A 23,929-nucleotide genomic window follows, 5' to 3' on the forward strand; every position below is an offset into this window, starting at 1 on the left:
TCTCTCCCTCAGTAGCTTCTTGCCTTGGGAGGAAATGCCTCCATGGTTGCCGGAGCAAAGTTAACAGCACGCTTACTTACTGATTGATCAATCGGTGAGTAAAGCGAGTGCGCCAGCCAGTTTTCATCATCCCGCTCCTGGTAATCATTACGGGCATGAGCACCACGGGACTCTGTTCTGACCTCGGCGGAAACAGCTGTTGCATAAGCCACCTGATACAGGTTTTCCAACTCAAGTGCTTCAACCCTGGCGGTGTTGAATGCCTGGCTCTTGTCCTCCAGATGAAGATTGGCCAGGCGCTCACCCAGCTCATCCAGCAGCTTGAGACCTTTCTGCATGCTCTCACCTTCACGGAACACACCAAAATAGAGCTGCATGGTGTTCTGCAAGTCAGCACGCACTTTGGCAACGCTTTCACCACTGCTTGATTTGTTCAGACGATCGAGTCGTGACAAGGCTGCTTCCACATCACTGTTCTGAGGCGTCCACAGAGTCAAAGCCATCTTTCAGGTTTTTCTCAATCTGCAGGCCAGCAGCGCGACCAAAGACCACCAGATCCAGCAGAGAGTTACCACCCAGACGGTTGGCACCATGAACAGAAACACAGGCCGCCTCACCACAGGCATAAAGGCCTTCAATCACTTCATCATTACCGGCCCCATCCTGACGCAGAGCCTGACCGCCAACATTGGTGGGAATTCCACCCATCATATAATGGCAGGTGGGCACCACAGGTACCGGCACTTTTACAGGATCGGCATGTGCAAAGGTTTTAGACAGTTCACAGATACCGGGCAGACGCAGGTTCAGAGTCTCTTCACCGAGATGATCCAGCTTCAGCAGAACGTGATCCTTATTGGGACCACAACCACGCCCTTCAAGAATCTCGATAACCATAGAACGGGCAACGACATCCCGGCCAGCAAGGTCTTTGGCGTTTGGCGCATAACGCTCCATAAAGCGTTCGCCTTCACTGTTAATCAGGTAACCACCTTCGCCCCGACAACCCTCTGTTACCAGGACACCTGCACCATGAATACCTGTAGGATGGAACTGCCACATCTCCATATCCTGCATCGGATATCCGGCACGCAAAGCCATACCGATACCATCACCGGTATTGATCAGGGCATTGGTAGTGGAAGCGTAAATACGACCTGCACCACCGGTGGCCATGACTGTGGCCTTTGCTTTGATATAAACGGTTTCGCCACTTTCAATATCAATGGCGATAACACCGGCAACCTGACCTTTCTGATTCTTCACCAGATCAACGGCATACCACTCATTAAGGAAGGTTGTGCCGCCCTTCAGATTAGCCTGATACAAGGTGTGCAGCAGTGCGTGACCAGTACGGTCTGCCGCTGCACAGGTTCTGGCGGCCTGACCACCCTTACCAAAATCTTTTGACTGACCTCCGAACGGACGCTGGTAAATTCGTCCCTCTTCAGTCCGGGAGAATGGCAAGCCCATATGCTCCAGCTCGAAAACCGCCTGTGGACCCACCGAACACATATACTCAATAGCGTCCTGGTCACCAATATAGTCAGAGCCTTTCACAGTATCGAACATATGCCAGCGCCAGTCATCTTTAGGATCGGCACTGGCAATAGCACAGGTGATACCACCCTGGGCAGATACCGTGTGAGAACGGGTAGGAAATACTTTACTGACGCAGGCCGTTTTAATTCCGGCCTGGGTAAGCTGGAGCGCGGCACGCATGCCTGCTCCCCCACCACCTATAACGATGGCATCATAGGTCAGGGTACGAAGTGCTGACATCGGTTAAAGCCCCCAAAGAATTTGCACGCCCCAGATCACATAACTGAACAGGGCAATAAAGCACACAACCTGCAAAGGAAAACGGATAAGGACGGACTTACTGCCAAAAGCGCGATCATTAAAATAGTCAGTGGTGATCGTCCACATACCGATCCATGCATGAGCCAGAATAGAGATCAACGCCAGCAGAGTAAAAATCCGCATCCAGGTTTCATCAAAGAGCTCACCCCACTGGTCATACTGCAGATCCGGATTGATAACCAGGTAGCCCAGTAGAAACACTGAATAGACACCAAGAACCACTGCCGTCAGCCTTTGCAGCATCCAGTCATAAAGCCCACTGCGGGACAAATTGGTGATATTGGTTACCATATCCAAACCCCCGCAAGGATAATCAGCACTGTTGAAAGAACCAGAGTCACAATAGATCCGAGACTTCCAGACTCCTTGCCATCACCCACATCCATATCCATCAACAGATGTTTCACTCCGGCAATCAAATGATAAATCAGGGCAGACAAAATACCCCAGATTATGAATTTTGCCAGGGGAGCTGACAGCAAGGCCTTGAGGGCGTCAAATGACTCCTCGGAAGCAAGCGACAATTCCAGTCCATACAGAAGAAAACCCAAACCAATAAACAGGATGACACCCGATATGCGGTGCAATATCGAAGTGTATGCAGGCAGGGGTAATTTGATTGTTGTTATATCGAGATTGACAGGTCTTTTGCTATTCACTCTTTTGCCCCAACGCTCGGTGGCGTACACAGCAGAATCAGCAAGAACATCCAGGTTCTCTGGACCCTACGACAAGCAAGTGGAGAAACGCTAAATGCGAAATATACGATTTCCCCTCAATTTAAAGCCGGTGGACCGAAGAACCAACCCTTACGGCTTCGGGATCGGAGTATATACACTCTAACAGGTAATTACAATTGCTCACCCCGTTAGGCAATTACCCCTAAAAGACCAAGCCGTTTTTCATAGATTTGTTACGGATTACATTCATAATCAGTTCGTTTGACAAAAAAATTTATGTCTCTATAGTGGTCAAACCGTAAAAGGGAGCTACTTACAACTAATCTGAATATTTTTTAAACAGACTCCCGGCTTTATTTGTGATTTTTTCCGGCTTCATTTTGTAAAAAGTATCCATCTAAAGTAACTATAACGAGACCAAACGGCATGACAGGAGGCCATAAATGGCTGACAAGAAAGCTCTACTCTCCATTGACGGCACGGACCAGACACTGGAGTTACCCATTTATTCAGGCTCTCTCGGGCCGGATGTTGTTGATGTCAGGGGGCTGACTTCCAACGGTCTGTTCACCTACGATCCGGGCTTTGTTTCCACTGCATCCTGTGAGTCGAAAATTACTTACATCGATGGCGACAAAGGTATCCTCCTGCATCGTGGCTATCCAATAGAACAGCTGGCTGAGCAGTCTGATTATCTGGAAACCTGTTACCTGCTGCTTTATGGAGACCTCCCAAACCGCCAGGAAAAGGAAAAGTTCGAAAACACCATCATGCGTCACACCATGCTCCATGAACAGATGAGCGATCTGTTTTCCGGATTCCGTCGTGATGCTCACCCAATGGCGGTTATGTGTGGTGTTGTCGGAGCCCTGTCGGCGTTCTATCACGACTCACTGGACATCACCAATGAAGTGCATCGCGAAATCTGTGCCTATCGCCTGATCTCCAAAATGCCTACGCTTGCTGCCATGGCCTACAAATACTCCATTGGCCAGCCGTTTGTTTACCCACGCAATGACCTGAGCTACGGTGGCAACTTCCTCCATATGATGTTTGCCACACCCTGTGAAGAGTATGAAGTCAAGCCTGTTCTGGCCAAGGCAATGGATCGCATTTTCCTGCTCCATGCGGACCATGAACAGAATGCCTCCACCTCCACCGTTCGTCTTGCAGGCTCTTCGGGAGCCAACCCATTTGCCTGTATTGCTGCCGGTATCGCTGCCCTCTGGGGGCCTGCTCACGGCGGTGCCAATGAAGCAGTGCTGGTGATGCTGAACGAGATTGGGGATGAAGCCAACATTGATGAGTACATTGCCAAGGCAAAAGACAAAGACGACCCATTCCGCCTGATGGGCTTTGGCCACCGTGTTTACAAGAACTTTGACCCTCGCGCCAAAGTAATGAAACAAACCTGCGATGAAGTGCTGACGGAACTGGGCCTTGAAGATGACCCTCTGTTCCGGATTGCCAAACGTCTGGAGAAAATCGCCCTGGAGGATGAGTACTTTATCAAGAAGAAGCTCTACCCCAATGTGGACTTTTACTCCGGGATTATTCTCAAGGCCCTGGGTATTCCAACGGAGATGTTCACGGTAATTTTTGCTACCGGTCGAACTCCGGGCTGGATTGCCCACTGGCATGAGATGATCAGCGGTGATTATCGTATCGGGCGTCCTCGTCAGCTATACACCGGTGAGACAAAACGTGACTACATAGCTGTAACTGATCGCAGTTAATCCTAGGAGGCTGTCCGAGAATAGCGCCCGAAGCGAGGATGGCAGAAAATTGAGGATAAAAATTTCGTTTTGTGAGGTGAATAGCGGTGCTATTTGCCGAACAAAACGGAATTTTTAGACCAATTTGCTGGCACCGCACGACTGCATGGATGCAGGAGCTAGAGCAACGCAGGAGCAGTTGCCGCGTAGGGCAGTCTATTCTCGGACAGCCTCCTAGCTGCTTTTCTATCCCGGTATCTCTCGCAAAAGTGATACCGGGCTTAATACCCCCTTTCTGCCCATCGTCTAAACTCAGATAAATAATAACTCCTGCAGTTTAAAGCCTGCGCTTGAAACACTGAGTTCTATACATTCTTTCAATCTGGTCACAGCCAATGCTCCTGCTACTAAACGTGAGATCGTCTTCATGAAAGCGCCCACAGAACTGAAACTCATTACCGCAGAACAGTCTGGCATTGATATCGACATGGCGTATGCGACCAGCAAGAATTTTACCGGACATCCGATTTATAAAAGCCACGACTGTTATCTTCACCCACTGGCCGCACAAGGCATCAAACGAGCTGCAGAGCTGTTACGTCTACTGAATTTGAAATTGAAAGTGTGGGATGCTTTCAGGCCAATAACGGCTCAGGCAGAATTATTCCGGTTTTTTCCTGATCCTGATTATGTTTCCGACCCGGAGAGCGGCCTGTGCAGCCATTGCCGAGGGGTAGCAATTGACCTCACTATTATTGACCATTTTGGTCATGAGCTTGAGATGGGAACCCCATTTGATGACTTCCGCCCCCTGGCACACCATGGCAATAAACAGATTTCTGCTGAGGCGCAATGCAACCGTCTGCTTCTGGCAGGCGTCATGAATCTTGCTGGCTTTGATCCTTTAGATACTGAATGGTGGCACTATCAACTGCCGGAGGCTGCAAGCTACCCCATTATTAAACCGGAGCAGATACCATCAACACTGACGTAACCGCTTCCTCACCTAGCCAGAAAATACGATGTCATTTGGTTAACGACTTAAGGTTGCAAACCATGCCCCTGCAGTGTGTGCACAATCGTTTCCGCCCAGGGTCGCAGATTGGCTTTTTTTTTAATCATCCCGTTGACCAATGTCGTCAGCTCGGGAGCTGACCGATGCTGACAATGAGGTTCAGCAAGCGTTACCGGTAACTTCTGTCGGGAAAATTCCTGCCAGGTATGCATGGTTAACAAGTCTGCATCCATCATAATCTCAACAAATGAGATGCCAGCGGAGTAAATATCAGCACTGTAATTCTGTCGCTTGCACTCTTTCACCTCTGGCGCAGAATAGCGGGCAGAACCGGAGGCATCGCAGGGAAAGCGGTCCTCAACCACCCGGTGGGCATTACCAAAATCGGCGATCCGCAGACGGTTCGCAGTCATATCAACCAGCAGATTCTCCGGTTTGATATCCCGGTGCAAAATGCGGTTCTGCTTCAGCACCGTCAGACCACGAGCCAGATCATACAGCCAGGAAACGATGGTCGGGACGCGTTCATCCGGCAGTACCTGAGTGATCGCCCGGGCCATATTGACTCCGCCATCCTGGAGAACCAGCTCCGTGGTGTAGTCCTTCGTGTCAATGATTCCGTTAAAGCCAATAAAACCGATAATAAAATCACTGCTCAGCGACCTGAGCAACAGAGCCTCATGATGATCGGCCTCATAAACCGCCTTAGCCTCTTCATCACTGGCATCAATACTGCGACTTCGGATTATCCATGGCTTCTTTGCCGGGGCACGGGGTGAGTACCTGACCACGAGCGTCTCGCAGGCTGGAGGTTCAGCATTATTATTGCAGCTGATTTCACTGACAGTAGCGTTGGACTTATCTGGATTTTCCCCCAGGGAGAGCGACCTGGGTAACTTTTCTCCGGCGCTGGCAGGCACCGGCCAGGGGGCTTCAGGTTTCTCGCCGGGAGTCGTTGGCGCACTTCCAATCCCGGATGAGTTGTCATCTCTGAAGATGATATCGTTATCGTCGCCGTCATCTGTCCGGGAAAAAGAATCCGGACTACTGTTGATACCGGGAATCTCAACATCAGCAAAACCTTCATCACCGTTGACACTGTCAGCGTTGCCCTCATCCCCGCTGGAGTTGCTCTCATCCTCGCTGGAGTTGCTCTCATCCTCGCTGGAGTGGTCTTCATCTGCGCTAGACCAGCCCACAGAGAGATCCGTCCCGGATACGCTTCGTGCCCGTAAACCCGTTTCATGGTGATGGAGCTCAGACTCAGGTAACGCCTTTTCAGCATTCTCCCCTACGCTCCCAACTTGCTGTCCCGGTAGCTTGTGATCCTGACCGGCAACATCCACAGGCCGATTACTCCCATTCCCGGATACGCCATCCATAAAGCCACCTGCTGATCTTGTATATCTTCATTTTTTTCGACCAGCACAGCTGATAATCGATAAAAGTTTAACAACTAACACCACAGGCCCGGCCAAGCGTCCAAGTTATCCGATGCCCATCACGGGAGTCAGAACGCACGGTTGGTATCATCTGTCTTCAAGGAGACAACGACCAGTTTCTTTCTGAAACTGCCGTTGTCCGAAAACGATTCGCGGGTAACAATTTCAGGAATAAGCCCGGATGCAGCTCTGTCGAATAAGGCATCCGAGTCGTAGGATATGTACAAATCCGGATACTTTTCGCGATGAAGCTTGAGGTAAAGATGGTAACTGGAATCAAAATCGTGCCAGTAGCAAGAACCCCTACCTTTGCGAAATGAATCGCAGATGCCAAGCCAGGAGTCCTTGATAGTACGATCTGGCACATGATCCTTGACAGTCAAATGTTTGTAGAAACGCTCAGGCTTTCTCTGTTCCGCCACCTGACAGGAGCTGTTGTAGATCTCGGACAGGCTGATGTCTTCTATACCACCGGATCGGTTAAAACAGGTCACGCTGAGCGTTTTGTACTCCACTTTACTGACATTCCTCTCGGCTTTAAGTGTTGTCAGAGTGCCTGAACTCCAACCGACAACCACAATCGCGTGCTCAAGCCACTGACTGTGGCAGTCGGACGAGGCCGGGTGACTGTAGGTATCCTGGTCCATCTGGACAAAAACGATGACATGGCGTCCCGCTCGAAAGGCATGGTCGAGCAGCGACACCATCTCAACCGGGTCTTTATATTCACGTAAACTGGTGGCCATTCCCATCCCGCAGGCCACTTTCTGAAACAGCTCGGGCGAGGTAATCTCACCGATGGCCGAACCGCAGGACTTGGCAATTTTACGTGCGCTTAATGCACTCGCATCACCATTTTTGTAGGGCAGCAGCTGGCCGCAGGCACATAAAACATGGTGCACAACGGCCAGGGCATAAACCTTGCACTGTGGACCCAATTGCGAATCAAAGTTCTGCTCGCAACGAGTCAGTGGCGTACACCTGGGAATTGACTGGTGAAGACTTTCCATAAACATGCTGACCTGAATAAAGGGTTTTGCATACAAGACCGATTTGTTTACTGATAGTTCAGATGTTTGGTTTATCCGGTAGTTGCAAAATGATGAAGGGCCGGAGTTCTCGCCTATCCACAGGCTCAGGACGAACAGATCCCCATATCCCGCTAAAAATACAGGAAACCTGTGAAATAGTGACTATGCTTGCTATTTGCCCTGGTATGGAGACTCCAGTGACGACAATAAATAGTAATGGCAATCTGGCTCTACTTAGCGAAAAGCACCACCCCGTTACCCTTGATATTACCTATGCCAGTAGCAACAACTTTACCGGCAAGCCCATTTACCAGAGCAGCCAATGCTTCCTGCATACTGACGCACTGACTTGCCTGCTGAAAGCGGCCGAGCTGCTCAGACCACTGAATCTCCGGCTCAAAATCTGGGATGCCTTTCGTCCACTGTCGGCGCAGCGCATCCTGTTTCATCACATGCCGAACCCTGACTATGTTGGCAACCCGGAATCCGACCCCTGCCCTCATTGCAGAGGCGTTGCGGTAGATCTCACCATCACCGACCGTTTTGGCAGAGAGCTTGACATGGGCAGCCAATTTGATGACTTTCGTCCGCTGGCCCATCATGGTAACGCTCTGGTTTCAGAAGAAGCTCAGCGCAACCGGCTTATGCTGGCAGGCGTGATGAATATTGCCGGTTTTAAGCCCCTGGCAACCGAGTGGTGGCACTACCAGCTACCCAACGTGGAGAGTTATCCCTTAATCCCTGAAGCTGAGACACCTGAAGGGATAATGTAACTCCCTGCTTTTTCAGCACAGAATAAAGCACACTTGGCTCTGTGATTTGCTATAAATCTTACCTGATTTGCCATGATTGCCTTTAAGCGAACCCTGATAATTACCAATTTAAAAATCCGGGAATGAATGCCTTCATTCGAGACTGCGCAATGTCTCATAGCTTAGTCATCGACAAAGATGGTAAAGAGCAAATTCTGACGCTCCTGAAAGATGTATGATGAGCACAATATGTATCACTGGCTACAGCTAAATGAGCTCAACATCCTGCGCTATTCTGTTGTGCTGGAACTTTTTTTTGGAGTGACAGGTATTCTCGTAGCCTTCTACAGCCGCTCAAACGCTGTTTTGCTGGATGGTTGTTATTCCCTGCTTTGTACCTTGACGATGATGGCAAATGTCAGAATATCCCAGATCGTCAAGCTGCCGCCATCCCCTGAAAGCCCTTATGGTTACCCAACCCTTGAGCCATTAATGCTTTTTTTTGAAGGCATTATTTTACTGGGACTTTGCCTTGCCTTACTGTCTTTTTCTGTCTGCAAACTCATCACCGGTGGGTATATACCGGAGTTTGACCTTGCCCTGGCTTACGAGATTTTTTCAACGATCATCGGGGGAGCTACAGCCACGCTTTTTTTTCTGCTTCATCGTTCCAAACCCTCCCCGCTGATCTATTTTGAATGCCAGGAGTGGCTGGTTGACTCTGCCGTCAGTGCAGCGGCCACGGCAGCGTTTGCCATAGCTTACCGGTTAGGAAATAGTCACCCGATTACCCCTTTTATTGACTCCATACTCACCATAGCGCTACTGCTGTTTCTGGTCGGGCTCCCCCTCAAGACACTGCACAAAAACTTTAAACAATTGCTGCTAAAAGATGTGGTAACACCTGAGCTGTTAGAATCGACAAAAAAAGTCATCGCAAAACAATGGGACGCTCAGCAAATCAATATCAGCATGATCTGGCTCGGCAGATGGTTATGGGTCAATGTAGAGATAACCATCCATAACGATACTTTGCCAACTAAAGAGGAGTTTGAGAGTATCAGGGCTAAAGCAGAACACGCTATCAGCTCAATATGTCAATATTATCGTCTTCAGTTCAGCTTCAGTTTTCAGAACAGCACTTAATACCTGTGGGCAATTGGGTCAGTAATCACAACCGTATCACCACGAAGCATAAAGTTACCGCCATGAAGGTCCATTGAGCCCACCGTTGACAGTTGGGTCAATACATCAAAGAGTGTTTGCAGAAAGTCTTCATGGGATTCAATGATACCGTCATCAATCACATCGGAGATATTATTGCCTGCTCGTTGCACCAAATCAGAACTGGATACTTTTATCTTTTCAACAAACACTTCCAGTGTTTTGATTTCCTCAGGAAACTCACTGTTATCCACACCAAAAGACTGCATGACTGCCTTACAGGAACCCCATAAAAGGCCAAAGTCATAGTCATGAAAGTGCCGGGGTTCTGTTGCCCGCGATCCATCATCCATAAAGTCTGACAGACGCTCTACCACGTAAATCCTGACCACCATCCCGCAGGGTAAGGTAATGACATCTTCACGATGAATAACAGGCAGGTGTGGGTTGCTCTGGTTTTCCGGTGTCATGCACCATCGGGCAAAAAGGTAATAGCCATCTTTTTTGTCAGGGCACACCTTGACCACCTTATCCGGTTCATCGGGCAGGTTATAAATCGTGGCATAAACACCCTCTGCCACAGGATCAAGCTCTGAACAGCGGTCCAGATATTGTGCAATATCCTGCTTGTCTCTGATTTCATTCTGTTCGACAAGTACTTTTATATCCTGGATTGTTTCCGAGTAAATTTTCATTTTTATAGTTTTTCCATGCCCATTCAGGCACAGGAATATCCGTATTTTTATTTGTTTTTAGCCCGTACCATTTATTCTATCACTGTCTGACAAGCCATAAACCAACAGATATTTAGAAAATGCAATTGGTGTTAATTATTGCCGGGAAACACCGACAGCTCCTAGAGTTGAGCATGGCCGGGCTTGTAACTTGTCTAGAGAGTTCTGGGTTTTGGTAATTTGGGGCCATCGGAAGGAGGCGCAAACGGTTGCATACCCCCCGGATTCACCCAATGACCCGGCACCTGAATCTCAGAACTGAAGCCAGGGGCGTCAGGGTTACGGGAAGGTCCAATTATTCCTCCAGATTCTGGTGTATAACCGGCATTGGGAGAATTGGTCAGCCAAGAAGGGTTGTTAATTTCACGGATGACGCGATCTGATGGAAAGAACGCCATAGGGCCGGTTGGTAAATGAGTACCAATGTAACTATGTCCCTCATTAACGATTTTCAATTCCCCTTGATGTACCGATGATGGGCGTTGCTCGGCGATGGTAATACCTCTGCCGCGAAAATTTCGGGGAATGCCATCTTGGGCTCTATCGGGGAATCCTGGGACTGCTCCTAATGCCCCGGCTCCTCTTGCCGTGCCATCAGGTCGGCCTGGTCCCGGTGGACGTGGCGATGCACTCCCAATGTTTAGTGATGGTGAGTTATTTAAAGGGTTACTCATAATTATAAACCTCTTGAGTCCTCTCAATAGCGCAATCCTGTTGCGGATTATCCCTATTGCTATGAGACTAACCAAAGTTCTTTTAGTTCCTTGCCCTGTTACTTGCTTTGTTGTTGTACCTATGTCCGGAATTCAAAGGCTAATGTCAACCTCTCTTGATTAACCCTCTGATTTCAGGAATACAGGACCCACAGTTGGTTCCCGCCTGCAAATGACTGCCCACTTGCACCGGATCGGTCAACCCATGTTCAGCAATGGCCCGGCAGATGGTTTTCTCACCAACCCCAAAGCAGGCACAAACCTGCCTGCCGGCATCTCCTCCCCGGGGAGGCTGGCCGGACAGAACCCACCAGGCTTCCTCAATTGAGGCCGTCTGACAAAACCAGGACTGTAACCACTGCCGATCACAGGAAGAGATCGCCTGACTTGATACCCAAATAGCCTGAAGCTGTGCATCACTAAACCAGGCCACCCGACGCTCACCAGCGGTATTGTCGGTAAACTCAACCTTTTGATAGCTCTTGAGCCTTGAGAACAGTGATAACTGATCCAGGTTGCTACCCGCCATTTCATAGCGATAGCCATTTTCAATACGGACCTCAGTCATATAATCCATGTCGCCAAAAGCTACTCTCTCCCGAGTAATAAGTACGCCATACCGCTCAGTGTGGTAAGGTTCAACAGCCACCGGCGTATACTTCAGGTCCGGCTGTTTGGACACAGGATCAAGCACCGGATTCACCAGCACCCCGGAAAAGCCCGTCTCACTGTGCTGGCGTGTCCAGTGCATGGGCATAAACACTTCGCCAGGCCGTTGAGCTTCAGAAACCTGCACTCGCACCGCCGCTTTGCCAAATTCCGATGAAATCTGACATAACGCCTGATCACGCAACTGGTAACTTTCAGCATCTTTCGGATGTATGGCCAGAAACGGCTCATCGGTATGTTGATTCAACCGGGCTGAAAGCCCGGTTCGGGTCATTGTGTGCCAGTGATCACGCACCCGCCCGGTATTCAGCAACAGTGGATAAGACTTTCCGGGAGCATTCAGGGGGCGCAGAACATCAGTGGCAATAAAATTGGCCCGGCCATTCCCGGTGAAGAAGCCGCCATCCTTAAAAAATCGTGCCTTGCTTGCTGTTGTTGATATTACCGGCTGTGTGTCAGGCAGCGCCACGGAACCATCACCCTGAACCGCTGATAATGGCCATTGAAACGGTTCCAAAGCGTCATATTCTGAGTCAGTGATATTGGCCAGGGGAGCAATGGTAAAATCCCGGACTTTTCCTTGCCGGTTATTTTCATAGCCTGACAGTGCCGCATGTTCACGGAAAATATCGGCACTGCCGGAATAGTTAAACGCCTCGGCAAACCCTAGACGGCCTGCCACTTCACTGATCATCCACCAGTCCGGCCTGGCTTCTCCGGCCGTGGGAAATAACGCACGCTGTCTGGAAATTCGCCGCTCAGAGTTGGTCACCGTGCCATCCTTTTCACTCCAGGGCGCTGCTGGCAATAAAATATCGGCAAATGCAGCCGTATCCGTGTGTTCAATACAGTCTGAAACGACCACTGTCGGACACTTTGTCAGAGCCTTTATCACCCGGTTACTGTCCGGCAAACTGACAACCGGGTTAGTCCCCATGATCCAGACAAAACGTATTTCACCCCGATCCATTGACTTGAACAGGTCAACCGCCGTCTTGCCCGGAGACTGCGCCATATTGGCTGCCTGCCAGAAACGCCCGACCCTGGCGATATCATCAGGCGTAAACTCCATGTGCGCAGCCAGCTGATTGGCCAGCCCACCCACTTCCCTGCCACCCATGGCATTGGGCTGCCCGGTGAGTGACAATGGACCACTGCCGGGACGACCGATACGACCGGTAGCCAGATGACAGTTGATCATGGCATTCACTTTATCCGTCCCGGCTGCTGACTGGTTCACCCCTTGCGACCAGGCCGTCACGGTTTTATCGGTGGTACAAAACCAGTGATAAAACTGGATAAGTTCGTTTTGCTCTACACCACAGGCATCCGCCAGCTGTTGTCTATCACCAACACTGGCCCTGGCCGCTTCCAGCGCCTGATCGAAGCCCTGACAATGTTGATCAATATAGTCCTGATCCACAGCACCCTGATCGGCAAGCCAGGCAAGCAGACCATTAAACAGCAATACATCCGCCCCCGGTTTTATCGCCAGATGCAGATCAGCAATGTCACAGGTTTCTGTGCGTCTCGGGTCAATCACCACCACTTTCATGTCCGGCCGCTGTTCTTTCATCGCCCGGATACGTTGAAATAACACCGGGTGACACCAGGCCGTATTGGAGCCCACCAGCACCAGCAGGTTAGCCAGCTCCAGATCCTGATAAGTATTCGGTACGGTATCCGAACCAAATGCACGCTTCTGGCCAGCCACGGTGGAAGCCATGCAGAGCCGTGAGTTGGTATCCATATTGGCACTGCCGATAAACCCTTTCATTAGTTTATTGGCGACATAGTAGTCTTCTGTCAGCAGCTGACCCGACCCATAAATGGCCACAGAGTCCGGCCCATACTGTTCGATGGTTTCCTGTAGCCGTGAGGCCACGTGATCCAGGGCTTCAGACCAGACTACCTGACGACCATGGACTTTTGGGTAAAGAAGACGCCCGTCCAGTGATACCGTTTCCCCCAGGGCGCTGCCTTTGGAACAGAGCCGACCATAATTGGCTGTATGATCTTCCCGCCCGGTAATTTCCACCAGGTGCAGCTCAGGATCAACCACCCTGGCGGAAATACCGCAACCCACACCACAGTAGACACATGTTGTATTGATAGCCTTTGCCAATTGATTTACTGCCATGATGTTTGCCTGAATCAGAACCGTCATGCAGCCAGAAAACGCTGCCCGAAAATAAGTTGTTGCCGGATGGATGAAATGTCAGTGCCTGACTCCATCAACTCCTGGTACCAAAGGCCATCAGTTACATCACCATACAGGAGCACACCTTTGATGCGATTATTCTGAAGTACCAGTTTGCGATAGATTCCAGCGTCTGAAGCATCCAGTGTCATCACTTGATCAGAGTCAGACGGAATGAACTCACCACTGGAAAACAGGTTGATACCATCAACTTTCAAATTGGTGGGAATGGGGACTGGCGTAAACGTTTGACCACGGTCCCCCAGCAGCGATGCAGCAACAATTTCCGCATGCCGATACACCGGAGCAACCAGACCAAACAGCAATGACTGCGCTTCCTGCCCGCCAGTCAGTTGCATCTGCGCACATTCACCCACAGTAAAGATATCCGGATCAGACGTCTGCAGCCGCTCATTGACCAGAACCCCACGGTCGCATGTCAGGCCCGCCTCCTGCATCAGTTGTATATTAGGCCGGACACCGGCAGTCACTACTACCAGCGATGCGGGTAGATATTCCCCGTCAATCTGCACACCACAAACCCGACCATCAACGCCCTGGTAGGATTGCAGCGTAGCACTGCTGCGAAAAGTAATGCCTCTGCCCTCAAGTTCCTTGCGCAATAGCCCACCGGCATGTTGATCCAGCTGCCGGGCCATGGGAATGGGCATATTATCGACGATGGTCACCGACATGCCCCGTTTGGCCAGACCACTGCCACACTCCAGCCCCAGCAAACCACCGCCAATCACCACGGCCTGCCCCTGACCCGCTTCCAGCATCAGGTTGACATCGGCCAGACTGCGAAAGGCCAGAACGCCCTGAAGGTCCGCCCCGGGCACCGGAATCTGATTGGGCAAAGAGCCAGTGGCAAGAACAAGACGGTCATAGTCAAACGTATCACCACCGTGGGTGACCACCCGTTTTAATGAGCGATCAATCCGGATCGCTTTGTAGTTCACGCCCATCAGTAGCTCGATACCCTGCTGCTGATACCAGGCGGCACTTTTCAGCTGAATCCCGTCCAGATCGACACTGCCCGCCAACAATTTGGACAGCTGAATCCGGTTATACCCCGGGCAGCCCTCTTCCGAGAGTACGGTCACATGAAAAGGGCACTGACCACCGTTAAATAGATGTTCAAGAAAGCGGACCGAGCCCATGCCATTGCCAATAACCACCAGTTTTTGCCGACCATCCGGCTGTTGATAATGGTTCATCAGGCAACCTGCTCAGCAACTGGTCTTACCAGCGGTGCAGGCTGCACCTGTATGACACCTTCATGGACTCGCACCGGGAATACATTAAGGCTGACCGTATCATCTTCCAGACATTGTCCGGTGGTTAAATCAAAGTGCTGTTTGTAAATAGGCGACGCCACAACAAGATGCCCCCGCAGATCACCCACAATGCCCCGGGAGATCACATTGACACCACTGAATGGATCAAAGTTATCCAGGGCAAACACCTGATCCTTTACCCGGAATACCGCCACCTGATAAGCACCCACCAGGGCGCAGATGCCCAGGTTTGCAGAAAGCTGTTCATCCTGGCAGATCGTCGTCCACTGGCTCATTAGATAACCTCCTTCAGCTGTATTTTTTCCTGCTTTGTTGCTGGTCGTATCTGATGCCTTTCATCGACAAAAACAACATTGCTGTCCGGCTGGTCACTGTTAATAAAATGGCTGAAACGCTTGAGTTTTTCAGGACTCTCCAGTGTCGTTTTCCACTCACACTGATAGGTGCCCACCAGATGGGTCATTTCATCTTCCAGCGCCTGATTAATTCCAAGAGTGTCGTCTATAATCACCGACTTGAGATAATCCAGACCACCTTCCAGATTATCCAGCCAGACCGCGGTTCTCTGGAGCCGGTCAGCGGTGCGAATATAAAACATCATGAAACGGTCAATGTATTTCACCAGGGTTTCATCATCGAGTTCGGTGGCAAACAGGTCAGCATGCCTGGGTTTCATACCGCCATTACCGCCGACATAAAGATTCCAGCCTTTCTCGGTGGCAATAACGCCGACATCCTTACTCTGGGCTTCAGCGCATTCCCGGGTGCATCCCGAAACGGCCATTTTGACTTTATGGGGTGAACGCACCCCGCGATAACGGTGCTCAATGGCAATGGCCATACTGGTACTGTCCAGAACACCATAGCGACACCAGGTACTGCCGACACAGGATTTGACCGTTCTCAGGGATTTTCCATAGGCATGTCCGGTTTCAAACCCGGCGTCCACCAACCGCTGCCAGATAGCGGGCAACTCATTCACCCGGGCACCAAACAGGTCAATTCTCTGCCCGCCGGTGATTTTGGTGTAAAGGTTAAAGTCTCTGGCCACCTCGCCAATGACAATCAGCTTCTGAGGGGTAATTTCACCACCGGGCACCCTTGGAACAATGGAGTAAGTGCCGTCTTTCTGGATATTCCCCAGGAAATAATCGTTGGTGTCCTGCAGCGGGGCATGGTCACTCTTCAGAATGTAATCGTTCCAGCAGGAAGCCAGAATAGAACCAATGGTTGGTTTGCAAATATCACAACCCATTCCGCGACCATGCTTTTCGATCACCTGAGAGAACGTTGTCAACTCACCCACCCTGACCAGGTGATACAACTCCTGTCGTGAATGGGGAAAGTGTTCACAGATGTCTTTTTTGACTTCGACTCCCAGTTGCGTCAGTTCATGGTCAAGCACCTGTTTTACCAGCTGGGCACAACCACCGCAGCCGGTTCCGGCATTGGTTGACCCTTTGAGTGCAGCAATATCCTGGCAACCTGCGGCCACTGCATCGACCAGATCTCCCTTACTAACATTAAAGCAAGAACAGATCTGGGCAGTCTCCGGCAGTGCTGCAACACCCAGTCCGGCACTGGCACTGCCATCGCTTTGAGGTAAAATCAACTCAGCCGGATTGGCCGGTGGCACAATGCCATTCAACATCATTTGCAATAACGTGCCATAGTCGTCTGCATCACCCACCAGCACCGCGCCCAAGACCCGCTTTTTGGTTTTGGAAACCACCAGTTTTTTATAAACCTGTTTTTCCTCATCAATAAACTGATAGCTGAGGGAGCCTTTCGTATTGCCATGGGCATCACCAATACTGGCAACATCCACCCCCATCAATTTGAGCTTGGTACTCATATCTGCACCGGTAAACTGGCTGCTGCCTTTACCGGTTATATGATCAACCGCCACCTGGGCCATTTGGTAACCGGGAGCGACCAGGCCAAATATCCGGTTATCCCACAATGCACATTCACCGATGGCGTAAATCGATTCATCCGAGGTCAGACAGTCGTTATTGATAACGATCCCCCCTCGTTCCCCCATCACCAGCCCGGCCTGTTTTGCCAGTTCATCCCGAGGGCGAATACCCGCCGAGAACAGCACAATATCGGTATTTAAAACCTCACCATCAGCAAACTGCATTTGGTGGACTGTCCCCTCACCATCGGTAATCAGCCGTGTATTCTTGCCGGTATGGATTTGCACACCCAACGCTTCAATTTTCTGTCGCAGCATGGCACCGCCGCCAGCATCCACCTGGACCGCCATCAACCGGGGCGCAAACTCAACAACATGGGTTTCAAGGCCAAGATCCTTTAACGCTTTGGCGGCTTCCAGCCCCAACAGCCCGCCACCAACCACGGTGCCAACCTTGCTGCTGCCAGCCGCTTTGGCAATGGCCTGCAAGTCCTCAATGGTGCGATAGACAAAACAGTTGTCCCGCTCATGTCCCGGTACCGGCGGCACAAAAGGATAAGAACCAGTAGCCAGCACCAGTTTGTGGTAATGAATACGTCTCTCTTTATTGGTGGTCAATTCCCGGGTATCACGGTTAATGGCAATAACTGCTTCATCCAGAATCAAGTCAATGCCGTGTTTCTGATAAAAACCTTCAGGCACCATGGACAGATCTTCTGCACTGCGACCACTGAAAAATTCGGACAGATGAACACGGTCGTATGCAGGGCGGGGCTCTTCACCAAAAACAACCACCTGGTATTGCTCTAATCCACCAGCAGCCACCAGCTTTTCCATAAAGCTGTGACCGACCATGCCATTACCGACCACTACCAGGGTTTGTTTCCCGCTCATTTCGGCTAATTCCCCTTTTGATGAACCAAATTCTTCCTCCCCACATGCAGGGGATATGCCAAAACATACAAAGCACTGTCACAACAGGATTTGCCAGACCGGCAGCTTGTTGCCGGTGGCAAAATGCCCTCAGGTTTCCGGCCATCGATAATCCATGCACCAAAATAAGACCAAAAATGTAAGTGAACGACATTCAGGGAATAATTCTGGTGCATCACACTGCTTTGAGGCATCACTGCAAAAGAACGCTTCAGTACTCACACCCGCCTGCCAGTTGACCTGGCGCATAGGAGGCTTTTAAAGTTTCAGGGAATTCAGGTCGATGAAACCTGATTATTGATTAATTTTGATTGAACTACTTATTGGCAAACCTGCGCAGCCTTCTAAAATAGCTTTCCCGCTTTTATTGGTTTCTCTGATATCACACCACTATGGACTATCATTTCCAGCGCAACTTTTCCGGTCGTCCCGAAGCTCAGTTCTCCATGGACCATGAAGCAATGGGCATCTGGCTGACCGATGAGTTGGGCAGTAACAGGCAACAACTGGAGCACCTGTTACTGGTGGTTGAAAGTCTGGAGAAAGGACAGCGCTGGGAATATTTTGATGATGGCACAGACTATCGCCTTCATCTGACCCGGGATCACGCCGAAGTTCGGGCCGCCCTGCTGGATACCGAAATGGACTGTGAAGAGATGGAAGACCTGGACTATTACGACCATGAATCCATCAGCCACTGTGGGCTGGATGACTTTAAAACTCTTCTGGTTTGCTGGCAGGACTTTCTGAATATCTAGGAGGCTGACCGAGAATAGACTGCCCTACTGCGGTGGCAGCAAATTGGTCTAAAAAGTCGGAAATTTTTAGCAAATAGAACCACTATTTACTAAAAATTTCCGACTTTTTATCCTCAATTTTCTGCCATCCTCGCTACGGGCGCTATTCTCGGTCAGCCTCCTAGAGCCTGTCGGACTTAAGACTGTCCTACTGCGGTTGCGATAAATTGGTCTAAAAATTCCTGCTTCTTCGTCAAATAGCCCCGCTATTCTCCTCAGAAACAGAAATTTTTATCCTCAATTTCTCGCAATCCTCGCTACGGACGCTTAAGTCCGACAGGCTCCCAGGAGAGCAGAATGAACTCCATTCAGAGTTCATCACCAATCCTGAACTGCAATGCCTGAAAGATATGCACTAATTCTGGTGCACAGTCTTTCAACTCCACTCGCAGTGTACTGAACTCCCGACGTTCCGGGTAATCCTTACGCAGCAAATCAAACGTCAGCTTGCGTTGAGATTCTTCAGCCCTTATCAGCCCCTTGCGCATCGTGGCATCATCACGACGAATGTCGTAAACAGAACGGATCGCCCTGGAACAGGTGGTTGAAAAGGTCATTCCCTCACTGAACTTCATCTGTTTCAGTACCGGCAATGGCGTAATCGCAGGCAGACGCACCCTGGCAGGAAGCCCAAAGTGCTGGCACAGTGCCTTGTAAATCATTTCCGTACCGCGAATCTTTCCGTCCAGGCTGTATCCGGCAATATGGGGGGTAGCAATATCGACCCGAGTCATCAACTCCGGGTCAGCATCGGGTTCATGCTCCCAGACATCCAGCACAACGGTCAGATCGTCTCGCTCGCCCAGACACTGCTTTAAAGCAGCATTATCAATCACAGGCCCCCGCCCTGCATTGATTAACACCGTTCCCGGCTTCATTGCCTTAAGCTGCTGCTCACCGATCAGATAGTGGGTTGGATAAGGGCCATCCATTATCAGTGGGGTATGCAGACAAATGACATCCGAACATGCAATCAGTTGATCAACACTGACATAGCGACCACTGTTGCCTTCTGCCAATGCCAGCCAGGGGTCGCAGGCACACACTTCTACCCCAAGCCGCTCCATCATCTGATATAGACGACCACCCACCTGCCCCTTGCCAATAATGCCGACTGTTCGATCACGCAGTTCAAAACCGTCTCGCTCTGCCAGAATATCCAAAGCCGCCAGAACGTATTCAACCACTGCCGTGGCATTGCAACCCGGCGCATGACTGAAAGCAATTCCCCGGCTGGCCAGATACTCCCGGTCGATATGATCAAAACCTGCTGTGGCAGTACCGACGAACTTCAGTGAACTGTTTTCCACCAGCTGCCGACTCACTTTAGTCACGGACCGAACCAGCAAAGCATCCGCATCCTGCACATCCTTGGGTGAAATGTTCCGGCCAGGCAGAGCAACCACCTCCCCCATCGCCCCAAAGCACTCCATCAGCAAGGGAATATTTTCATCAGCCACTATTTTCATACACGATGTTTCATAAAATTGTTGTCATTAACAGCCAGCGCTGACCCTTAAAAAAAGCTAAAAATAATAAACTGGCTATGTTATACCAACATGAAAGCCGCAAAAACAGCATCCCTGCCTGAGGGTCCAGTGATCAAGATAACGGTAGACCGGTTTCCAACCCTGTTATTTGTCTTTGCCCTGGTGCTATCCGGATGCTCAGACCACTCCTCGCCTGAGTATTTTCTTGAGGAATACCCCCATCGACTCAGCCGGGTTACCGGTATCGATATCCCTGAACCAGAGATCGCTATCCCCACGCTGCCCCCGTTAAGACAACGCGCTTACCCGGCACCCGATCTCCGTATAAAAGCACTGGAAGCACTGGATTTGCTCAAATGCCCTGCTCTCAGTCAGGCTGTGGCCTACAGAAACAGCAGCCTGGGCAAGCAGATGCTCCCCTCGCAACACTATTTCTATGAGAAGACCCTGTTATCATTGATTCCCCAATGCATCGGCTCTTTACAACAAACCAATGACAACCGGGAAGTCATTGCCAAACTGCAAGAGATACTCAGCGAAAAACTGGCAACATTTCCAGCCATTGAGTGGAACCTGGTATTTGCCAATACTGAATTCAGCAAACAGTTGCACAGTCAGGGCAGGTTGCTCGCCATTGACGATCAGGCGAGTTTCCGGGGAACCCGCGCAGCACTTAACTACCTCACCCGATTACTGCCCGATCAATTACTTGAGCCCCCCTATACCGCCACTGATCTGGAACGTCACTTGCAACAGGTTACCGCCAGCCGGTACCTGGGAGAACTCATCTACTCCGCTGCCCTGTTAAGTCAGACCCTAAACCATGCTGCCAATATACTGCAGCTTCGTCTGGCAAAAGGGCCTGTTTGCCTCGCTGCTGACCCTGCGGAAGCAGAAAGGCTACACAATGTCTTTCGACTGTTTTATCGGGAAAAGATTCAGCCTTATCTTGCCAGGGTTGATCAGGAAGGAATCATTATCCGGAATGACTTCAGGCGTCTGCTCTCCCTCTTGCCAGCTGCACCCCGGGATGACATTCAACGCTATCTCAGCCTGATCACGCAAGCGTCAAACATTCACAGCCCCTGGTATCAGCTGGAAGAGAGCATTAAGCACCATACCACCAGCTGGGCTGAATTTCTGGATCAATGTGGCAAAGCACCGGCGCTACAGATTAACCAGAAGGCTTTCTGAAATTGATCCCAACGGCATGGAAAGGAAACTTTTATTAAAACAAATGGTCAGATTATGTCGCAAATGCCAATCAATTAATTATCAGGAGTATTAGCCAGTGTCCTTGCCCTCCGATAGCCTCAGCAGAGGTGCTGCAAACTTTACTGTTTCCGGCAGTGATTCCGTGCAATCGAATATTGATAACACTGCTTCTGCAAACAATTCGACTTTTTCTGGCAAGACCGTAGTTGATTCTGGTCAGAAAGGTGAATTTTTACCACAATTGCCACCGCTCAACACGGAGCCCCCGGGTATTGCACAAGACATTGCAAAAGATTCAACGTCTATTACTGATCGTTCGATTGCGGCAAGTCAGTCTGACGCTCCCCAGCCATTGGCCAATACGGGCATCCCTGATGATGTAAGAAAGTTAGCAACCATTAGAACCATTTCAGAAATACAGCCTATTAAAAATGCTGATAAAATTGAAGTTGCTACGGTCGATGGCTGGAAAGTGGTTGTTGAAAAATCCGAATTTAAACCAGGCCAACCGGTTATTTTTTGCGAAATTGACAGCGTCTTGCCGGTCAGGGATGAGTTCGAGTTTCTCAGGAAATCCTCCCATACAGTCTTGCCTGATGGCAGTGAAGGTTTTCGCCTGAAAACCATCAAACTCCGTGGTCAGCTGTCACAAGGCCTGGTGCTGCCGCTTTCATCATTAGGAAATGATGTAACTGTCAATTTGGGGGATGATGTAACCGCAAAACTCGGCATTAAAAAATATGAGCGACCAGGAAGCTTATCGGACCGTGACTTTATCAAAGGTTACTTTCCCTTTTTTATTCCAAAGACCGATGAAGAAAGAATACAAAACCTGCATTCTATTTTTGATTCCTTAAAAGATAAAAAATTCTATGTCTCAGAGAAACTGAACGGAACAAGTTCAACATTTTATTTGAGAAATAACGATTTCGGTATTTGCTCAAAGAACTTCGAACTGAAAACAGATAGAGATCACCCACTGGGTAAGGTAGCCAGCAAAAGTGACATTGAATCAAAACTCAGGGGCCTGGGAAAAAATATAGCGATCCAGGCTGAAGTCGTCGGTCACAAAATAGAAGCTAATCCATACGAGCTCGAGGAACTCCAGCTTTTTGTGTTTAATATTTATGATATTGACAAACAGTCATATATAAAAAAGGCAGAAATGGAAAAAATATGCCAGGAAATAGGTTTACCCACCTGCCCTGTTGTTTCCAATAACAAGGAGCTGGCTGCAACTATTGATAAGGTATTGGTGGATGCTAACGGAAAATCAAAGTTAAACAATCAGAAAAAACGAGAAGGTCTGGTCTATGTATTCGATGGTAACGATCCGGAGGAAAGAATCTCTTTTAAAGTGGTTTCCGACGATTATCTGTTAAAAGACAACACCGTCAAAGCAGCACCTTAACCCGGATATTTCACTGATTTCCCGTTTCTGCTCTATGGCAGTCTCGGGACATCAGCAGCAAGAACTCTGAAAAATCGCGGAATTACAAAAATAAAAAACAATTATTCTCATTTTTATCTACACGTGTAATCAGAATCTTTTCAACCCGGAATCCCTGCAATGCCCCCTATACTCACTTCCTGCATAACCCTGACGCCAACGTCTGATTCGGCTGGCACTGATAGCAACCACGGTCCGGAGCAAGCTTCTGGCTGGTCACGCTACTGGAATGTCAGTAAGTCGATAGCTAAATCCATCCATCCGGGCTTTAACCCCCATCAAGGGCCTGATCAGCCGGATACCCCATGGATACAACTGAATATTCAACCCAGAGAGCTGGCCCTGCGCCTGGTCCAGAAAACCATACCGGCCAATAGCTATCTGAATACCATTAATCAACTGGCCATGGCCTGTATGGCGCTGGCCAGCCTGCCCGGTTGTGACGGGGCTTCTTCAGAGGGTAGCGCCAGCACTCATGGTTCGGCCACAGCCAACACTACTGGCAGTAACAAACCAACAAGGCGGGCCAGCAGTCCTGACACAAGTTCAACACCCACCCCGCCAACCTCAACCGTCCCGCCAGGCTGCAGGGGCGAGCCGATTCCTGTTGATAGAGCCGCAGTCCTGGCCAAAGTCGGGAAGGAGAAGGAGCCCTGTTATCCAGCCAATGGTACCTACACACAGACCACTAATATTGATGCTGGCAACCCTCGACTATCTCGCACTTCACCGGTGAGTACAACGGTAACGGCAATACCATCAACAACCTGAAGGGTTGCCTGTTTAACAGCCTTCAGGGCAATGGAGCAGTCCGCAATCTCACAATTACTAATGGCCATATTGACCG

General features: G+C 49.9%; 18 protein-coding genes and 1 pseudogene. 8 read left to right on the forward strand and 11 right to left on the reverse strand.

Going from position 1 to position 23,929, the window contains the following annotated elements:
- Positions 1-8 precede the first annotated feature (8 nt).
- The 3 genes and pseudogenes from sdhA to sdhC all read right to left on the reverse strand — a co-directional run bounded on the left by sdhA (position 9) and on the right by sdhC (position 2,552).
- Positions 9-1,782 (reverse strand): annotated as a pseudogene (gene sdhA / locus O3276_RS06085) (succinate dehydrogenase flavoprotein subunit).
- Between the two features lie 3 nt (positions 1,783-1,785).
- Entirely contained in the window at positions 1,786-2,154 is a 369-nt protein-coding gene (gene sdhD / locus O3276_RS06090) for a succinate dehydrogenase, hydrophobic membrane anchor protein (RefSeq protein WP_269674836.1), read from the reverse strand.
- The gene (sdhC, locus tag O3276_RS06095) at positions 2,148-2,552 is read right to left on the reverse strand and encodes a succinate dehydrogenase, cytochrome b556 subunit (RefSeq protein ID WP_442876565.1); all 405 of its coding nucleotides are present in this window, start codon (positions 2,550-2,552) and stop codon (positions 2,148-2,150) included. Before sdhC ends, sdhD begins: the two co-directional genes overlap by 7 nt.
- 434 nt (positions 2,553-2,986) lie before the next feature.
- On the opposite strand from sdhC, the gene gltA reads away from it, so the two are divergent.
- Complete coding sequence (gltA, locus tag O3276_RS06100) at positions 2,987-4,279, forward strand: citrate synthase (RefSeq protein WP_269674837.1); 1,293 nt, start codon at positions 2,987-2,989, stop codon at positions 4,277-4,279.
- A gap of 406 nt (positions 4,280-4,685) precedes the next feature.
- Positions 4,686-5,252: a D-alanyl-D-alanine dipeptidase gene (gene ddpX / locus O3276_RS06105; RefSeq protein ID WP_269674838.1), complete on the forward strand. Its 567-nt coding sequence runs from the start codon at positions 4,686-4,688 to the stop codon at positions 5,250-5,252.
- A gap of 47 nt (positions 5,253-5,299) precedes the next feature.
- On the opposite strand, the gene O3276_RS06110 is transcribed toward ddpX (O3276_RS06105), so the two are convergent.
- Both O3276_RS06110 and O3276_RS06115 read right to left on the reverse strand, forming a co-directional pair.
- Complete coding sequence (locus O3276_RS06110; RefSeq protein WP_269674839.1) at positions 5,300-6,655, reverse strand: protein kinase domain-containing protein; 1,356 nt, start codon at positions 6,653-6,655, stop codon at positions 5,300-5,302.
- A 128-nt stretch (positions 6,656-6,783) separates the two neighbouring features.
- The gene (locus tag O3276_RS06115) at positions 6,784-7,653 is read right to left on the reverse strand and encodes a hypothetical protein (RefSeq protein ID WP_269674840.1); all 870 of its coding nucleotides are present in this window, start codon (positions 7,651-7,653) and stop codon (positions 6,784-6,786) included.
- A 290-nt stretch (positions 7,654-7,943) separates the two neighbouring features.
- Here O3276_RS06115 and ddpX (O3276_RS06120) point away from each other — a divergent pair, with 290 nt between their 5' ends.
- Both ddpX (O3276_RS06120) and O3276_RS06125 read left to right on the forward strand, forming a co-directional pair.
- On the forward strand, positions 7,944-8,519 hold the full coding sequence (ddpX, locus tag O3276_RS06120; protein ID WP_269674841.1) for a D-alanyl-D-alanine dipeptidase: 576 nt from the start codon (positions 7,944-7,946) through the stop codon (positions 8,517-8,519).
- Between the two features lie 228 nt (positions 8,520-8,747).
- Positions 8,748-9,644, forward strand: a complete 897-nt coding sequence (locus O3276_RS06125) for a cation efflux transmembrane domain-containing protein (protein WP_269674842.1) — start codon at positions 8,748-8,750, stop codon at positions 9,642-9,644.
- On the opposite strand, the gene O3276_RS06130 is transcribed toward O3276_RS06125, so the two are convergent.
- The 5 genes from O3276_RS06130 to nirB form a co-directional block, all read right to left on the reverse strand.
- On the reverse strand, positions 9,641-10,357 hold the full coding sequence (locus tag O3276_RS06130) for a hypothetical protein (protein ID WP_269674843.1): 717 nt from the start codon (positions 10,355-10,357) through the stop codon (positions 9,641-9,643). The genes O3276_RS06125 and O3276_RS06130 overlap by 4 nt on opposite strands.
- Positions 10,358-11,215: 858 nt before the next feature.
- Positions 11,216-13,918, reverse strand: a complete 2,703-nt coding sequence (locus O3276_RS06135; RefSeq protein ID WP_269674844.1) for a nitrate reductase — start codon at positions 13,916-13,918, stop codon at positions 11,216-11,218.
- Positions 13,919-13,941: 23 nt separating this feature from the next.
- The gene (locus O3276_RS06140) at positions 13,942-15,198 is read right to left on the reverse strand and encodes an NAD(P)/FAD-dependent oxidoreductase (RefSeq protein WP_269674845.1); all 1,257 of its coding nucleotides are present in this window, start codon (positions 15,196-15,198) and stop codon (positions 13,942-13,944) included.
- Entirely contained in the window at positions 15,198-15,554 is a 357-nt protein-coding gene (gene nirD, locus O3276_RS06145) for a nitrite reductase small subunit NirD (protein ID WP_269674846.1), read from the reverse strand. The genes O3276_RS06140 and nirD overlap by 1 nt, the downstream gene beginning before the upstream one ends.
- The gene (gene nirB, locus O3276_RS06150; protein ID WP_269674847.1) at positions 15,554-18,091 is read right to left on the reverse strand and encodes a nitrite reductase large subunit NirB; all 2,538 of its coding nucleotides are present in this window, start codon (positions 18,089-18,091) and stop codon (positions 15,554-15,556) included. Before nirB ends, nirD begins: the two co-directional genes overlap by 1 nt.
- Before the next feature lie 431 nt (positions 18,092-18,522).
- On the opposite strand from nirB, the gene O3276_RS06155 reads away from it, so the two are divergent.
- Complete coding sequence (locus O3276_RS06155) at positions 18,523-18,888, forward strand: YacL family protein (protein ID WP_101746855.1); 366 nt, start codon at positions 18,523-18,525, stop codon at positions 18,886-18,888.
- A gap of 347 nt (positions 18,889-19,235) precedes the next feature.
- Here O3276_RS06155 and pdxB read toward each other — a convergent pair whose 3' ends face one another.
- Entirely contained in the window at positions 19,236-20,396 is a 1,161-nt protein-coding gene (gene pdxB, locus O3276_RS06160; RefSeq protein ID WP_269674848.1) for a 4-phosphoerythronate dehydrogenase PdxB, read from the reverse strand.
- Between the two features lie 90 nt (positions 20,397-20,486).
- On the opposite strand from pdxB, the gene O3276_RS06165 reads away from it, so the two are divergent.
- From O3276_RS06165 to O3276_RS06175, 3 genes are all read left to right on the forward strand, one after another.
- Positions 20,487-21,611 carry a DUF3080 family protein gene (locus O3276_RS06165; protein ID WP_269674849.1) on the forward strand — a complete coding sequence of 375 codons (1,125 nt, stop codon included), beginning with the start codon at positions 20,487-20,489 and terminating at the stop codon, positions 21,609-21,611.
- A 97-nt stretch (positions 21,612-21,708) separates the two neighbouring features.
- Positions 21,709-23,043 carry an RNA ligase (ATP) gene (locus tag O3276_RS06170; RefSeq protein WP_269674850.1) on the forward strand — a complete coding sequence of 445 codons (1,335 nt, stop codon included), beginning with the start codon at positions 21,709-21,711 and terminating at the stop codon, positions 23,041-23,043.
- Between the two features lie 159 nt (positions 23,044-23,202).
- Entirely contained in the window at positions 23,203-23,853 is a 651-nt protein-coding gene (locus O3276_RS06175; protein ID WP_269674851.1) for a hypothetical protein, read from the forward strand.
- The last annotated feature ends 76 nt before the right edge of the window (positions 23,854-23,929 follow it).

It is taken from the genome of Endozoicomonas sp. GU-1, assembly GCF_027366395.1.
GTDB lineage: Bacteria > Pseudomonadota > Gammaproteobacteria > Pseudomonadales > Endozoicomonadaceae > Endozoicomonas.

Excerpts from the sequence above, each read along its gene's own strand:
- O3276_RS06165 (WP_269674849.1), top strand. The coding sequence starts at position 20,487 with ATGAAAGCCGCAAAAACAGCATCCCTGCCTGAGGGTCCAGTGATCAAG.
- O3276_RS06125 (WP_269674842.1), top strand. The coding sequence starts at position 8,748 with ATGTATCACTGGCTACAGCTAAATGAGCTCAACATCCTGCGCTATTCT.
- O3276_RS06130 (WP_269674843.1), bottom strand. The coding sequence starts at position 10,357 with ATGAAAATTTACTCGGAAACAATCCAGGATATAAAAGTACTTGTCGAA.
- O3276_RS06140 (WP_269674845.1), bottom strand. The coding sequence starts at position 15,198 with ATGAACCATTATCAACAGCCGGATGGTCGGCAAAAACTGGTGGTTATT.
- O3276_RS06110 (WP_269674839.1), bottom strand. The coding sequence starts at position 6,655 with ATGGATGGCGTATCCGGGAATGGGAGTAATCGGCCTGTGGATGTTGCC.
- gltA (WP_269674837.1), top strand. The coding sequence starts at position 2,987 with ATGGCTGACAAGAAAGCTCTACTCTCCATTGACGGCACGGACCAGACA.
- sdhD (WP_269674836.1), bottom strand. The coding sequence starts at position 2,154 with ATGGTAACCAATATCACCAATTTGTCCCGCAGTGGGCTTTATGACTGG.
- nirB (WP_269674847.1), bottom strand. The coding sequence starts at position 18,091 with ATGAGCGGGAAACAAACCCTGGTAGTGGTCGGTAATGGCATGGTCGGT.
- nirD (WP_269674846.1), bottom strand. The coding sequence starts at position 15,554 with ATGAGCCAGTGGACGACGATCTGCCAGGATGAACAGCTTTCTGCAAAC.
- O3276_RS06175 (WP_269674851.1), top strand. The coding sequence starts at position 23,203 with ATGCCCCCTATACTCACTTCCTGCATAACCCTGACGCCAACGTCTGAT.
- pdxB (WP_269674848.1), bottom strand. The coding sequence starts at position 20,396 with ATGAAAATAGTGGCTGATGAAAATATTCCCTTGCTGATGGAGTGCTTT.
- ddpX (WP_269674838.1), top strand. The coding sequence starts at position 4,686 with ATGAAAGCGCCCACAGAACTGAAACTCATTACCGCAGAACAGTCTGGC.
- O3276_RS06155 (WP_101746855.1), top strand. The coding sequence starts at position 18,523 with ATGGACTATCATTTCCAGCGCAACTTTTCCGGTCGTCCCGAAGCTCAG.
- O3276_RS06135 (WP_269674844.1), bottom strand. The coding sequence starts at position 13,918 with ATGGCAGTAAATCAATTGGCAAAGGCTATCAATACAACATGTGTCTAC.